This is a genomic window from Clostridium mediterraneense (genome assembly GCF_900091705.1).
Lineage (GTDB): Bacteria > Bacillota > Clostridia > Clostridiales > Clostridiaceae > Sarcina > Sarcina mediterraneense.
In genome coordinates this window covers 1,866,608-1,881,239 of record NZ_LT594785.1, presented here as the reverse complement: position 1 = coordinate 1,881,239, position 14,632 = coordinate 1,866,608, and the positions used below count along the sequence as shown (strand labels likewise).

14 protein-coding genes are annotated in these 14,632 nt (G+C 25.5%); 9 read left to right on the top strand and 5 right to left on the bottom strand.

The window, feature by feature from the left end; translation table 11 throughout:
* The first annotated feature begins 10 nt into the window (after positions 1-10).
* The 5 genes from BN8917_RS10850 to BN8917_RS10830 all read left to right on the top strand — a co-directional run bounded on the left by BN8917_RS10850 (position 11) and on the right by BN8917_RS10830 (position 4,078).
* The gene (locus tag BN8917_RS10850) at positions 11-310 is read left to right on the top strand and encodes an ArsR/SmtB family transcription factor (protein ID WP_096030723.1); all 300 of its coding nucleotides are present in this window, start codon (positions 11-13) and stop codon (positions 308-310) included.
* A 126-nt stretch (positions 311-436) separates the two neighbouring features.
* Positions 437-1,774 carry an MATE family efflux transporter gene (locus tag BN8917_RS10845; protein WP_066874314.1) on the top strand — a complete coding sequence of 446 codons (1,338 nt, stop codon included), beginning with the start codon at positions 437-439 and terminating at the stop codon, positions 1,772-1,774.
* Between the two features lie 28 nt (positions 1,775-1,802).
* Entirely contained in the window at positions 1,803-2,213 is a 411-nt protein-coding gene (locus tag BN8917_RS10840) for an arsenate reductase ArsC (protein WP_066874312.1), read from the top strand.
* A 150-nt stretch (positions 2,214-2,363) separates the two neighbouring features.
* Entirely contained in the window at positions 2,364-2,822 is a 459-nt protein-coding gene (locus tag BN8917_RS10835; protein ID WP_066874310.1) for a hypothetical protein, read from the top strand.
* 140 nt (positions 2,823-2,962) lie between these two features.
* Positions 2,963-4,078 carry a chitinase gene (locus BN8917_RS10830; RefSeq protein WP_066874308.1) on the top strand — a complete coding sequence of 372 codons (1,116 nt, stop codon included), beginning with the start codon at positions 2,963-2,965 and terminating at the stop codon, positions 4,076-4,078.
* Positions 4,079-4,142: 64 nt separating this feature from the next.
* On the opposite strand, the gene BN8917_RS10825 is transcribed toward BN8917_RS10830, so the two are convergent.
* On the bottom strand, positions 4,143-5,714 hold the full coding sequence (locus tag BN8917_RS10825) for a hypothetical protein (RefSeq protein ID WP_066874306.1): 1,572 nt from the start codon (positions 5,712-5,714) through the stop codon (positions 4,143-4,145).
* 358 nt (positions 5,715-6,072) lie between these two features.
* On the opposite strand from BN8917_RS10825, the gene BN8917_RS10820 reads away from it, so the two are divergent.
* Positions 6,073-6,600, top strand: coding sequence for a TroA family protein (locus BN8917_RS10820; RefSeq protein WP_066874304.1), 528 nt, complete (start codon positions 6,073-6,075; stop codon positions 6,598-6,600).
* Positions 6,601-6,645: 45 nt separating this feature from the next.
* Here BN8917_RS10820 and BN8917_RS10815 read toward each other — a convergent pair whose 3' ends face one another.
* The 4 genes from BN8917_RS10815 to BN8917_RS10800 form a co-directional block, all read right to left on the bottom strand.
* Positions 6,646-7,284: a hypothetical protein gene (locus BN8917_RS10815; RefSeq protein ID WP_066874302.1), complete on the bottom strand. Its 639-nt coding sequence runs from the start codon at positions 7,282-7,284 to the stop codon at positions 6,646-6,648.
* 28 nt (positions 7,285-7,312) lie between these two features.
* Positions 7,313-9,478, bottom strand: a complete 2,166-nt coding sequence (locus BN8917_RS10810) for a HelD family protein (protein WP_066874300.1) — start codon at positions 9,476-9,478, stop codon at positions 7,313-7,315.
* Positions 9,479-9,598: 120 nt separating this feature from the next.
* Positions 9,599-9,880 (bottom strand): hypothetical protein, encoded by a 282-nt coding sequence (locus tag BN8917_RS10805; protein ID WP_066874298.1) that lies wholly within the window; start codon positions 9,878-9,880, stop codon positions 9,599-9,601.
* Positions 9,881-10,266: 386 nt separating this feature from the next.
* Positions 10,267-10,689 carry a hypothetical protein gene (locus tag BN8917_RS10800; protein ID WP_066874296.1) on the bottom strand — a complete coding sequence of 141 codons (423 nt, stop codon included), beginning with the start codon at positions 10,687-10,689 and terminating at the stop codon, positions 10,267-10,269.
* A gap of 464 nt (positions 10,690-11,153) precedes the next feature.
* On the opposite strand from BN8917_RS10800, the gene BN8917_RS10795 reads away from it, so the two are divergent.
* From BN8917_RS10795 to BN8917_RS10785, 3 genes are read left to right on the top strand one after another with little or no spacing between them, the layout of a single operon-like run.
* Positions 11,154-12,122, top strand: a complete 969-nt coding sequence (locus BN8917_RS10795) for an ABC transporter permease (protein WP_066874294.1) — start codon at positions 11,154-11,156, stop codon at positions 12,120-12,122.
* On the top strand, positions 12,112-13,011 hold the full coding sequence (locus tag BN8917_RS10790; protein WP_235830001.1) for an ABC transporter permease: 900 nt from the start codon (positions 12,112-12,114) through the stop codon (positions 13,009-13,011). Before BN8917_RS10795 ends, BN8917_RS10790 begins: the two co-directional genes overlap by 11 nt.
* Before the next feature lie 17 nt (positions 13,012-13,028).
* Positions 13,029-14,603, top strand: a complete 1,575-nt coding sequence (locus BN8917_RS10785) for an ABC transporter substrate-binding protein (RefSeq protein ID WP_066874290.1) — start codon at positions 13,029-13,031, stop codon at positions 14,601-14,603.
* The last annotated feature ends 29 nt before the right edge of the window (positions 14,604-14,632 follow it).

Here is a 14,632-nt window from a genome sequence, read left to right as displayed (position 1 = left end):
CGAGGAGGCTATTTTGGATAAGTACGAAAAAAACTCTAAGATATTTAAAGCTTTAAGTGATCCTAAAAGATTAAAGATACTAGACTTATTATCTTGTGGAGAAAAGTGTGCATGTGAAATTTTAGAATATTTTAATTTTACTCAACCTACATTATCACATCATATGAAAGTTTTAATAGATTGTGGCTTAGTTGATACTAGAAAAGAAGGTATTTGGAATTATTATAAAATAAATAATACTATTTCAAATAGAACAGTACTTTTTTTTATGGAAATTATAACTGATACAGAAGAATGTATCTGCAAATAATATATAGAAATATATCTATATATTATTTATATAACCTCTTTAAAATGATATAAAAATATATATACATAGAATATAATCTATGTATATAATATAATGATATTGTTTGATTTAGTTTTAGGGGGGCTTATGAAAAAGATAGATTTAACAGAAGGTAATGTTATAAAAGTATTAGCTACGTTATCAATACCTATAATGGGAAGTTCAGTACTTCAATTTATGTATAACTTAATAGATATGATTTGGGTAGGTGGTTTAGGAAGTAATGCAGTTACTAGCATTGGTTCATCAAGTTTTTTTATAGGACTAGGATATTCAATTAATTCTATAGTTGTAATAGGAACTGGAATAAAAGTAGCTCATTCAATAGGAGCTAAAAAAGATATAGATATAAAAAGATATATAAATGCAGGGTTAATATTAAATGGAGTTACAGGCCTAATATATACTTTTATTATTATAGTATTAGGTAAGGAGTTTATAGGGTTTTTAAATCTTGGCAATATAAATGTAGTTAAAGACTCATATTTATATTTATTAATTAGTGCTCCTATGTTATTTTTTTCATTTTTTAATACTTTATATATAAGAATCTTAAATAGTTTTGGAAATAATAAAATTTCTCTTAAAATAAGTGCTATTGGGATAATAATAAATATATTGTTAGATCCAATTCTTATATATACATTTAAGTTTGGAGTTTTGGGAGCAGGGATAGCTACTTTAATATCTAATCTAGTAATGTTTATTTTGTTTAATATTTATTCTAAGGAAATGATTAAATTTAATCGTGGTGAAGCTATAGAATATAAAAAGATAGTCGAAATAATTAAGTTAGGTTTTCCTATGTCATTGCAAAGAATTATATTTACATTAGTAAATATAGTTTTAGCTAGAATTATATCAGTGTTTGGAGATAATGCTATAGCAGCTCAAAAGATAGGACTACAAATTGAAGCTGTAACTTATATGGTTATAGGAGGACTTAATGGAGCTATAGCAAGTTTTACTGGACAAAATTTTGGAGCAAATAAATTTAAAAGAGTAAATGAGGGATATATAACTGCTATAAAAATAGGAGCCATTTATTCTATATTAATAACTTTTATATTTATTTTATTTTCAGTAAATCTAGTTAAGATTTTTATTGATGATAGTGAAACTATTTTTATGGCAAGTAGATATTTAAAAATAATAGCAATAGCTCAGTTATTTAGTATGATTGAGATGGTATCTAATGGAATATTTACAGGGATAGGAAAGCCTAATATTCCATCTATTATTAGTATAGTTTTTACTTGTATGAGAATTCCTATGGCATTAATTTTGATAAAATATATAGGCTTAAATGGTATATGGTTAAGTATAGCATTTAGCAGTATATTCAAAGGAATTGTATCATTTTTAATTTATAGATTTAGAATATATAAAACTTATGAAAGTTTAAGTAATAAGTATCTAAATTAAAAAAATACTGAAGGAGTGGGGGAGTAAAATGAAACCAAAGGTAGCATTTGTATGTGTTCATAATTCATGTAGATCACAAATGGCAGAAGCTTTAGGGAATTTATATGGAAAAGATATTTTTGAAAGTTATTCAGCAGGAACTGAGTTAAAACCGCAAATTAATCAGGATGCTGTTAGAATAATAAAAAAATTATATAATATTGATATGAATAAAAAACAAAAATCTAAGTTGTTAAGTGATATTCCAAGTGCTGATATAGTTATTAAAATGGGATGTAATGTAGTATGTCCATATTTACCAGCTAAACATGTTGAGGATTGGGGATTAGATGATCCTACTGGTAAGAGTGATGATGAATTTATAATTATAGCAAGAAAAATAGAGGGAAAAATAAAAGATTTAGTTGAAAGAATAAAAAAATCAGAAATAAAATTTTAGTATAAAGAAATATATTTTGGTGTAATACTTTATGTTTTATTGGATTTTTTCTATAAAATTTGTTATATAATAAGAGAAATATAGTGAAAGTAGTTTACTTTTATTGTAAAATTAAGGTATCAACAATGACAATCAGGGGGGATTTTTAATATGTTACAAGTAAATGATGCTTTAATTTATAAAGATAGAGAATATGAAATTACTAATTTAGATATTTTTAAACCAAAAGATTTTGGGTTTAGATTAAGACCAATAGATAGTCAATGTTTTAGAGGATATAAATGCAAGTATGCTATTTATAATGAAACTTTATTAGTAAAACATTTATCAATAGCTAAAATGGCAGAAAGGCTTAATGCAGAGCTAATAAAAAATATCTATGCAGAAAGATTTGATGATACTAAAGTAAATTATAAATCAAGTAATTTTGAAGTACAATATAAGGATATATATTTAGAAACTAATTATACTGGACAAATAAAAGTTGCTCGTAGAAGCTCAGGAGATCAAGTTATTGAAGAAGTTTTAGAGTTTGAAAGTGGAAATTTAAAGGATACTAATGTTACTGTAAAAAGTCTTAGTAGTTATAGAGGAAATGTAGATATATAAATAAATTTTAAAAGTCATCTTTGTAAGATGACTTTTTTATTTTATTAATATAAATTTATTTAAAAACTTAATCTAAAATGATTACATTTTTATTTATTTGTGGTAATATATGTATATAAGATATTTAAGGGGGATGTTATATGAAAAAAGTTAGAAAAATTATTGCTTCAATAGTATGTGCTGCTACTGTTTTATGTTTAGGTGCTCAAGGGGATATAGCAGTTGCAAAAAATAATAATACGATGACTCAAAAAGAACTGAAAGCTGATGGACTTCCTGAAAAGGTTTTAGTTGGATATTGGCATAATTTTGATAATGGATCAACTACAACCCATTTAAAAGATACATCTTTAAATTATGATTTAATAGATGTTGCTTTTGCTGAATCTTTAAGTGATCAAGCTACTATGGTTTTTGAACCTTATAATGCTACTAAAGAAGAGTTCAAAAAAGAAATAGAATATCTTCAGAGTAAAGGTAAGAAAGTAGTTATATCAATAGGGGGACAAAATGGTAGATTAGATTTAGATACTAAGGAAAAAGAAGATAAATTTGTTACTAGTATGACTGATATAATTAAAGAGTATGGTTTTGATGGAATGGATATAGACCTTGAAGGTGGTGCTGTATCATTAGGACCTGGAGATGTAGATATAAATAATCCATCAACACCAAAGGTTAGAAATTTAATTAGTGGTACAAAAAGAATTGTTAAGGAATTTGGAGATAAGTTTATTTTAACAATGGCTCCAGAAATAACATATGTTCAAGGTGGAATGATTGCTTACTCAGGTCCATGGGGTGCATATCTTCCAGTTATTCATGGTTTAAGAGATGAATTAACACTATTACATGTTCAACATTATAATCATGGTTCACAAGAAGGTTTAGATGGAAACACCTATGCACAAGGTACAGCTGATTTTGAAGTAGCTATGGCAGAAATGATGATTACAGGTTTTGATATTGGAAGAAATCCTAATAATCATTTCCCAGGACTTCCTGCATCAAAAGTAGCAATAGGATTACCTTCATCTACTAAAGCTGCTGGTAGTGGATTTATATCAGAAGAAGAAGGAATAAAGGCTCTTGATTATCTTATAAATGGAAAGAGCTTTGGTGGAAAATATAAAATGCAAAATGAATCAGGTTATAAAGATTTTAGAGGTGTTATGACTTGGTCAACAAATTGGGATGAAACAACAAACTTTAAATTCTCAAATGCTTATAGAAGCTTTTTTGATAATTTAAAATAATAATATAAAGAGCTATCTTTTTTAGATAGCTCTTTATTATTGCTTAAAATATAATTTAAAACTTTTAAATTATATAAGTATGAGAATAATTATAAGGATTATTAGCAATAGTAAATAAAAGTTTTTGAGTTCTAGTACTATAATAAAGTTCATAGAAGACACAGGATTTAGTAGCTCGTATATAAAGCCTTATTTTCTTTAAGAAATAAACTCCATTTTTTATATAAGCAGCATTTAGAATACTAGCAGAATCAGGAACTCCAACTGTGTTAGAACAGCAGAAAGGTGGATTTAAACCTTCGAGGCCTGGAACATTAATAGTGCAGGTATTCATTTCATCTGTATTTGACATATTAGATGAAAAATTATTTAGTTCAGAGTACTTTGTTGTATTAAATTGATCTGCTTGTGTATTGGAGCTTCTAGAATTATTAATTTGAGTTGTTTGCCTATTTCGTGAGTTATTAAATGGTTCAAAAGCTTGATATCTAGTATCCATATATTGATTGTTAATTTGATCTATTTGTTGATTGTTAGTATCAGTAGAATTAAATTGATTTACTTGATTATTAAAATTTCTTGAGTTAGTAAATAAATTATTATCTTGATATCTAGGATCTACATTATATTGACTATTATTAGTCTGATTTATTGTTTGATTTTTATTATTAGGTGGATTGAATTCACCTATCTGATTATTAAAATTTCTAGAGCTATTAAAAAGAGTATTATCTTGATAGCTAGTATCAGTATTGTATTGATTATTATTTACTAAATTATTAGCTTGGTCTATTGTTTGATTTACATTATTTAAAGGATTAAATTGATTGTTTATACTTCTAGAAGTAATAATTTGATTATTTGAGCCAGAAGTATTATCTAGAATAGTATTTTGATTTATTTGTTCGTTATTAGTGGTATTTATATTAGAGCTTCTTGAAGCAGTAAATAGCTTAGGATTAGCTTTATCTATTTGTTCAGTATTATTTTGTAATAAGTTATGAGGGTTTATTTTTTCTTTAGATTTATAAATATTAGTGGAATCTCTAGTATCTGTTGAATTAGAGTTATATAAATTATTAATATCTTGTGTATTATTAATATCAATTGTTTCTTGCTGCTCATTAGTTTGAAGCTTATCAAGAGTTTTATTAAATTCATCAATTGTTACAGTATCATTATCTAGATTATCAGAATTCTCTGCAGAATCAGTAGTGATTTTAGTAGTAGTTACTTTAAAACTTGAATTCTTAGGTGCTTTAAATTTCATACTAGAGAAGAAATCTTCTTTAGAGCATTCTTCAAATGTATCTAGATGGGGATTAGGAACATATTTTTCTTGGGGAAAACTAATCGAGTCAATTAGTGAAGCAAGAGAATAATCTCTATTACTATAGAGTAGAAGAATATTTGATAATAAACTTAATTTTTTCTGAATATCTTCTATTGAGCTTAATTCCCCTGAAAATATTTTACTAAAGAGCTTTGATGCACATTCTGATACATTATCTTCAGAATCAAGGATAGCTTGAAGAGAGACTGTAAAGTCTTCTAAACTAGGAATTTTACTTTTACTTTTATGATTTTTAGTTAAATCAAGCTTTTTATCTTGATTTAAGTTATCTTCTTTATTCATTTGTTAATCACCTCATAAATTAAATCTAATTTTTAAATATAGAAGTTTAATATTTTAAACCTCTTCGATTTTGTTTATAGTATATAATAATATTTTCATGTTACTTAAGTTCCTTTATAAATAAGGAATGTAGTGATATTAAACTAAATAAAATATTTTAAATTTAATATTAAATATAAAATATTAATAAATAGTTATAAAAAAGTATCTATATTTAAATAAATTATACAAATAATATTAATTATTATAAAAAAACTAATATTCTTTGTAATTGATTAGTAATTTAATTTATGATAAACTTCAAATTATTAAATAATTATGAATTAAAAAAGAATAAATTATTAAGGAGATATGAAGTATGTGTAGTAGTGGTGGGTTATCAAAGGGAAAAATAGCAGCAGCTCTTGTAATAATAGTAGCTGGAGGAGCAGCAGTTTATGAGTTTAACTATGCTAAACAAGCTCCTAATAAAAATAATACAAGTATTTTACAAAGTAAACCAGTAATATCATCAGATTCAAAGATAAGAGTAGTAAATACTAATAATGAAAAGTTACATTTTAATAGTAGTGCAAAAAAAGTAATTGTACTAGATAGTAATACATATAATCTTATAAAGTCATTAGGAAAAGAAAATGATGTTGTAGGGGCTACTAGTGAAATGATAAACTCTAAAGAAGTTCCATCAAATCTTATTAATGTTGGCTCAGGTAATAATTTAAATATAAACGGAATTATTAAAACTAATGTTGATATAGTTGTGGGGAATACTAAAAATATAAATTCTAGTGTAATAGAGCAATTAAAGCAAAAGGGAATTAAAGTTATAGATATTGATGGAAGTAAAGAAAGTGAATTAGCTATATTAAAAGAAATTGTTGAATAAGTAATAAGGGTATATCTCAAATTAAATGAGATATACCCTTATTTGTTATTTAAGCCAGTCCCATAGATTTACTGTAGCTTTAAATGAAATTTCAAGTTCATTATTCTTTGTTTTGAAGCTTTGAATCTTTAGGTCAGGTAGATCTTTAAATGATAAAATTATATTATCAGCAGATTTATCAAATTGAACCATTGAATTATCAATTGCTTTTTCAAAGATTAAATCTTTTGGAATACTTATAAATCCTACATTTCCACTAACATAGTGTAAGATACCTTTTCCATTTTGAGCTGATGGTTCAAATACTAGCTTTGCTTCTAAAGGAATTCCTTTATACATAAATTCAATATAAGAATTTATGTATTTGCCATCAACCTGTGCTTTAACACCTGTTATTTCTATTTTATCACTATGAATTTGTCTAGCAGCTATTATAAATAAGCTAGTTAAATCAGTATCAGATAAAGTTGCAGTTGAATCAGCACTTATTTGTGTAAGACTTAAATCAAGCTTGTTTGGTATAAATTTCCTTAATAATTCTTTTTCTTGTTGCTCAACATTTTGAGATATTGGTGTTGTTGCAACTTGTGGTTTAAATGAAACATAATATGTTCCTATTACTAATCCTATAATTATTAAAATAATAACTACAATACTAGTAAAAATTTTCATTAGTTTATTCATGATAAAATCCCCTTTCTATCATTTAAATTTAGAATAATGAAGATGGATCTCCACTATCTACTATGTGTAATTCATGTAAGGCTCTTGTACAAACTGTATATAATAGATTTCTTTCAGAATCTCTATTGTAAGTTTTATTATCTCCATCAGGAATAATTACTGCATCAAACTCAAGTCCTTTCGCAATATATGATGGAATAATAGTGATTCCTCTAGAATAGAAGCTATTATCATCAATTATAAGATTTAATGAATTTATTCTATCTTTTAATTTATCATATAGTTCAGTTGCTTTAGTAGCTGTCTTAGTTATTATAGCTATTGAAGTTAAACTTCTTTCTCTAATATCTATTATTAGTTTTTCTAGAGTATCTTCAATAGAGTTATCTATATTATAAAATTGAACAGGAAGCCCTTTTCTATCAACAGCTTCTATAGGTTCAGCAAATTTTAATATATTTTTTGAGAAGTTTGTTATATCTTCTGTTGATCTATAACTCTTTGTTAAAGTTATAGTCTCAGTATTTTCTTTTCCAAATATATTTGAAATATCTTCTTTAGCACCTATATTAGTATTGCTAGAAATTCTTTGGTTTAAGTCACCAAGAATAGTAGCAGAAGCAGCAGAGAAAGTTTTTCTTAAAAGTTTATAGAATAGAGGACTGTAATCCTGACATTCATCTATTATTAAATGTTTTATATTTTTATAATCTCTGAATCCTTCCATGTATGATCTAAGATATAAAGCTGGTGTTATATCTTCAAAATTAACTAGAAGTTCATTTAATGATTTTAAAGTAAGATTTGCAATGTCACTAACATCTTTATTTGTATAATTTTCTATATCAAGCCATAAAAGTTTGTATATATCAATAGGATTTAACATAGTGAACATAGCATTAACTTGAGCATTTACTTCATCTTCTAAATAAGCTTTGAAATTATCACCATGATCTATATAGTTATAACCAAAATCAGAAGCATTTTTATTTTTAGCTTGTTGATAGTATTTTGTTTCTATTTGAGAAAGTAAACTTTCCTTTAAAATATCTATTCTATTTAAGAAAGGAACCTTATTAAATCTTTCAACAAATACTTTTTTCACTTTATCTTTTGAGATAATAACTTCATTACCTAAAATAATATCTGAAAAGCTAGGTAGTATATCTGGAAGCTTAGAGCAGAATTTATCTAATATTTTAGTAAATTCAATACTGTTTTTAAACTTCATTGAAGCTTCTCTTATAGTATACTCCTTATTTAAATCAGTAGAGTAAGTATATTCAAGATATTCATTTTTCTTTTCATATCTATAAGTAGAAGGTAAATAAGTTTTATAGAAACTTTCAAAAGTTGTTTGACCTATATTTTGTTCTCCAAGAGCAGGTAATACATCAGAAATATAATCACTAAAAACATCATTAGGAGAGAATATTAATATATTGTCAGCGTTTAAAGTTTTTCTATATTTATATAAAAGATATGCAGCTCTATGCATTGCTATAGAAGTCTTACCTGAACCAGCAACTCCTTGTAAAAGTAATATTTTAGCTCTATCATTTCTTATTATTTCATTTTGCTTCTTTTGTATAGAAGAAACTATATTTTTCATCTTATCTGAAGTATTAGCTTGTAAAACTTCAAGTAAGGATTCATCATGTAGGCTAGAATTGGCTTCATGAATAAACTTTATTTCTCCATTTTTAATATTATATTGTCTATTTAAAACAATTTCTCCTTCTATTTTTCCATTAGGAGTTTCATAAAAAGCATTACCCATTTCAAAATCATAAAACATATTGGAAATAGGAGAACGCCAGTCAACAACAAGAAAATCAAAGTCATCTTTAAGAATACTTGAAATTCCTATATAAAAACTTTCAGCTTCATTTTCACAATCTTCTTTAAAATCAATTCTTGCAAAATAAGGAGAATTTCTTTGAGTTTGAAGAGTATTGATTTTACTCATATTTTTTAGATAGATTTTTTCTTGCATAGCCATATCTTGATTAAATTGTTGTACTTCAATTTCATCAAGTTCACTAAAATTATTCCAGAAATCTTTTCTATCATTTTTGATATCTTTATTTTGTTTTTGAGATGAAACACCAAAAGATTCAAGTAGCTTATCAATAGCTTCTATAGTTTCATCTAAATATTTTTTTTCATCTTCTTTTTTTAAACCTATAATCATTTAAGTATCTCCATGTATTAAAATTTATTTGAATATTATATCATAATTGCTTAGATATATCTTTAAAAGAAAACTTCCGAATCTTATGTGTTTAAACATTAAGATAGGAAGTTAGGGTTCTTATAAAGTTCTTAGAAGATTTTCTATTTCAGTTATTTTATTTACTACTGCAAGTCTTTTTTCATAAACAATTTTGTTATCGCAGTTACCAGCTCTAACATAAGTTTTATAATCGTTATCTATTTCCTTTAATTCAAAGAAAATTTTTCTAACATCTAAACCTGCGTTAGCCATTTTTCTTGCTGCAAGCATTCCTGTAACTTTTGATATTTTATCATCTATTACAGTAAAACGGCCCATTTCTTCTAATGAAACATTTCTGTTTATATCTTCATAAATCATCTTTTGTAAACCTCAATTCTATATAAATTATATTTATAGTATAATTATTATTTTACAATATATTTGAAATTAATAAAGGGATTTAGGAGAAAAATTAAAGAATTTGTAAACTATTTGATATAAAACTAGCTTTTATATAATTGATTTTAATTAGTAAAATATAAATACAAAAGGGAAAAAGAATAAAGAGGAAAATAAACATAGGTTTTATGTTTATTGGAGTAGGGCTTCTATGGTGGCTGTAAATTGGGTTAATAAAAAGGGTAATAACATATATGAAAAAACAGACTATTTTATATAGATAGCCTGTTTTTTTATGTATAAATATAAAAACAAATTATATTTTATAAATAATAATATTACTTAAAGTGTATAGAATAAAAAATCTATGAGATTGAAGATTTTTTATCTAAATCTAAATTAATATCAATAAACTCATCTTTTTTTAGTGCTGGAAATGGAATACTTGAAAGAGAGCGAATTAATAATTCACTTTCTTGCGCACTAACTTTATCTTTCATTTCTAAAATGACTTCTAGATATCTTTCAATAGAGTCTTTATATTCTTCTAATTCTTTAGAGAATAGATTCTTTTCTTTTAGGATTGAAAAGGAGTATATAAATTTATTTATAAATTTAACTAAATTTCTATCGTGTTCATCATAAGATTCTAGGTCATAAATAATATCTCTAAATTTACTATCTTTAAAATAGCGAGTTCTTTTAAAGTTTGTAGGCAGTATTATAAAGCTGTTTACAGTATATTCAATTGTATAGTCAGCAGTTTTTGCATTTTCAATATCATTCATATGAATACCTCCCAATCTTTGATTTTAGTAATATTTTTAAAATATAAGACAGACAATATAGTTTTAGTAAAGACTTATATAGTTATTTAAAAATTATTTATTAAAAAGATATTTAAATAAATGCTGAGTTTTATTGGTAATTGTAAAGATTAAAATATTATTATCCATAATTATTTTGTGCATAATCAACTTTTATATTAGCGTTATTAATTTTTTGTATTAGGGAATTGCTTAAGTAAATGTATATAAAAGTGAAAAAAATATTTATTTTGGAATTTAAGTAAATCTTAAAAGATAACTATAATTTAGATATTTTTTTTAGATTTTTTAGTTTAATAAATTTTTATTATTAGAAAAAATATTTTATTGATAATATTTTACTAAATAGTAATAAAAACAAAATTGATATTATATAATCAATAGAGAATTAATTATCAATTAGTTTAAGGGGGGAAAAGTTTTGAATGATTAAAAAAGTGGTTCAAATTGTTTTTTCTATATTTATTTTATCTTTTGTAGTTTTTTATATGGGAAGACTTGCACCAGGGGATCCATTAAAAGCTTATTACGGAGAAAGTATAGAGAGAATGAGTACAGAGGAAAAGGATTTAGCTAAAGAAAAATTAGGTTTAAATAAACCAATTTATAAGCAGTACTTAATATGGCTAGAAAATGATTTTGATGGTGAGTTTGGGATTTCATATAAATATAAAGAGGATGTAACAACAGTTATATCTGATGTGTTTATAAATACTTTGATTTTGGGAGGACTCTCATATATTTTAACTTTTACATTATCATTACTTCTTGGAGTTTTTTGTGCGATTAATGAAAATAAATTAATAGATAAAATAATATGTATGATTGGAAATGTTATAAATTCTATACCTACATTTTGGATTGCTTTAGTTTTAATTTTATTATTTAGTATAAATTTTAGTATTTTACCTAGTAGTGGAGCTTATGATATTGGAATGGAGCACAGTATATTAGGTAGGATAAAACATTTGATATTACCTTTAATAGTTATGATTTCAGGACATTTATGGTATTACGCTTATATGATTAGAAATAAACTTCTTGAAGAAATAAGAGAAGATTATATTCTTTTAGCAAAAATGAAGGGAGTTAGTAATGTGGGGATTTTATTTAAGCATTGTCTTAGAAATATAATGCCTGCTTTTATAAGTATAATGGCAATTTCAATACCTCATATTATTGGCGGAACATATGTAGTAGAAAAAATATTTTCATATCCAGGACTTGGAAGTTTAACTTTTGAAAGTGCGAAATATCATGATTATAACATGTTAATGGTTTTATGTCTTATTACAGGTGTAGTAGTTATTTTAGCTAATATAATTGGAGATATTATAAGCAATAAGATAGATCCTAGAACAAAGCATGCTAGGAGGGATACACTTGAAACTTAATATAAATGATTTTGAGATTGTAGGGAATAAGTATAAGGCTGATGAAGAAAAACAAGATATAAAGACAATGAGTAAATTTAAAGAGATTCCATATAAGTCTATTTTAGTTCTCAGTATTATAGTTATTTGTTGTATATTTGCAGATTTTATTATGACTAAGGACCCTACTTATATGGATTTAGCAAATACATCTCTTAAACCAGGAAGTGAATTTTATTTCGGAACAGATACTATGGGAAGAGATATATTTTCTATGATTTGGTATGGAGGTAGGATTTCACTTTTTATAGGAATTTTATCAACAATAATATCAACATCAATAGCAATTTTATATGGGACTATAAGCGCTTGTTCAAATCAATTTATTGATGATTTAATGATGAGAATTACGGAAATGATACTTAGTATTCCTTCAATATTAATAATAATATTTATTCAAGGAATAATTAGAAATACAAATATTATATCTTTAGCTATTGTTATAGGAATAACTAGTTGGATGAATATAGCTAAAATTATAAGAGCAGAAGTAAGACAAATTAAGAATAGTGAGTATATAATTGCATCTAAAACTATGGGGGCTAGCTTTTTCTTTATATTGAAAGAACATATGATATTGAATTTTCTTCCAGCAATAATGTTTATGGTTGTAACAAATATAGGAGCAGCTATTGGTACTGAAGCTACTTTAAGTTTTTTAGGAATAGGACTTCCTATAGAGATTATTTCCTGGGGAAGTATGCTTTCTTTAGCTGAAGGAGCTTTATTATCAAATTTATGGTGGATAATTTTAATTCCAGGTATATTTTTAGTTCTAACATTAGTGTCTATAACTAATATAGGAAATTATTTAAGAGAAAAATCAAATAAAAAGATTAGCAATTTATAAATTTAGGGGGATTTAAAATGATTGGGAAAAGAAAATTTAAATTATTAACTATCGCATTAACAATGTTTTTAGCTATAGGAATGTCTGCTTGTTCATCTGGTGTAAAAGATACAGGGAAAGCACCAGTAACAAAATCTAATGAAACTTTAGTTTATGGAAGTGGAGATTATACTAGTATAAATCCAGCTTTATATGAACATGGAGAAATAAATTCATTATTATTTACAGGACTTACAGCTCATGATAAAGATAATAAGGTAATTCCAGCACTTGCTGAAAGTTGGGAGTTTGATGAAAAAACTAATACTTATACATTTAAATTAAGAAATGATGTAACTTGGCATGATGGAGAAAAATTTACTGCTAGTGATGTAAAGTTTACTTTAGAAACTATAAAAGATCCAAAGAATATGTCAGAGATAGCTTCAAATTATGAGGATATAACTAATATAGAAGTTGTTTCAGATTCAGAAGTTAAAATAACTCTTAGTAGCCCTAATATAGCTATGCTTGATTATTTAACTATAGGAGTTATTCCAGAGCATATTTTAAAGGGAAAGGATATAACAACTGATGAATTTAATAAAAATCCTATAGGAACAGGTCCTTATAAATTAGAAAAATGGGATAAGGGACAAAGTATTTCATTAGTTAAAAATGATAAATATTATAAAGGTGAACCTGAAATTGATAATATAGTATTTAAAATAGTAACAGATGTAAAAGCTAGAGCAATGCAACTTAAATCAGGAGAACTTGATTTAGCTCAAATAACTCCAAAAGATATGTCTGTTTTAGAAGGAAATAAGGACTTTGAAATATATAAAATGAAGACAGCTGATTATAGAGGAATACTTTATAATTTCAATGCTCCTATCTTTAAAGAAAATAAGGGACTTGCTAATGCTTTAAGTTATGGAATAGATAGAAAAGCAATAGTTGATAATGTTTTATTAGGATATGGAGTAGAAGCTTATTCTCCATTACAAATGGGACCTTATAATAATAGTGAAATTGAAAAGTTTACTTATGATGAAGACAAAGCTAAAGAAGAACTTGAAAAGCTTGGATGGAAGCTAGGAAGTGATGGAATCTATGAAAAGAATGGAAAAAAATTATCTTTTGAAATAGTTTGTGGTGAAGGTGACCAAGTAAGAATAGATATGGCTAATATTTCTGCACAACAATTTAATAAAATAGGTGTAGATGCTAAAGTTGCTGTTAAATCAGAAATAGATTGGGAAAATCAAGATTCATATTTAATTGGTTGGGGAAGTCCATTTGATCCAGATGATCACACTTATAAAGTATTTGGAACAGATAAAGGAGCAAATTATAGTTCTTACTCAAATAAAAATGTAGATAAGATCTTAAAAGAAGCAAGAGAAACAGAAGATGATAGTGAAAGACTTGCTTTATATAAAGAGTTCCAAGAGGAATTAACTAAGGATATGCCATATACTTTTATTGCTTATATAGATGCTATTTATGCTGCTAATTCAAATATAAAAGGAATTTCAAAAGATACAGTTCTTGGACATCATGGAGTAGGTATATTCTTTAATATAGATGAATGGAAGTTAGAAGATTAATTTATAGATTAAAACTAAAGACATTAGTT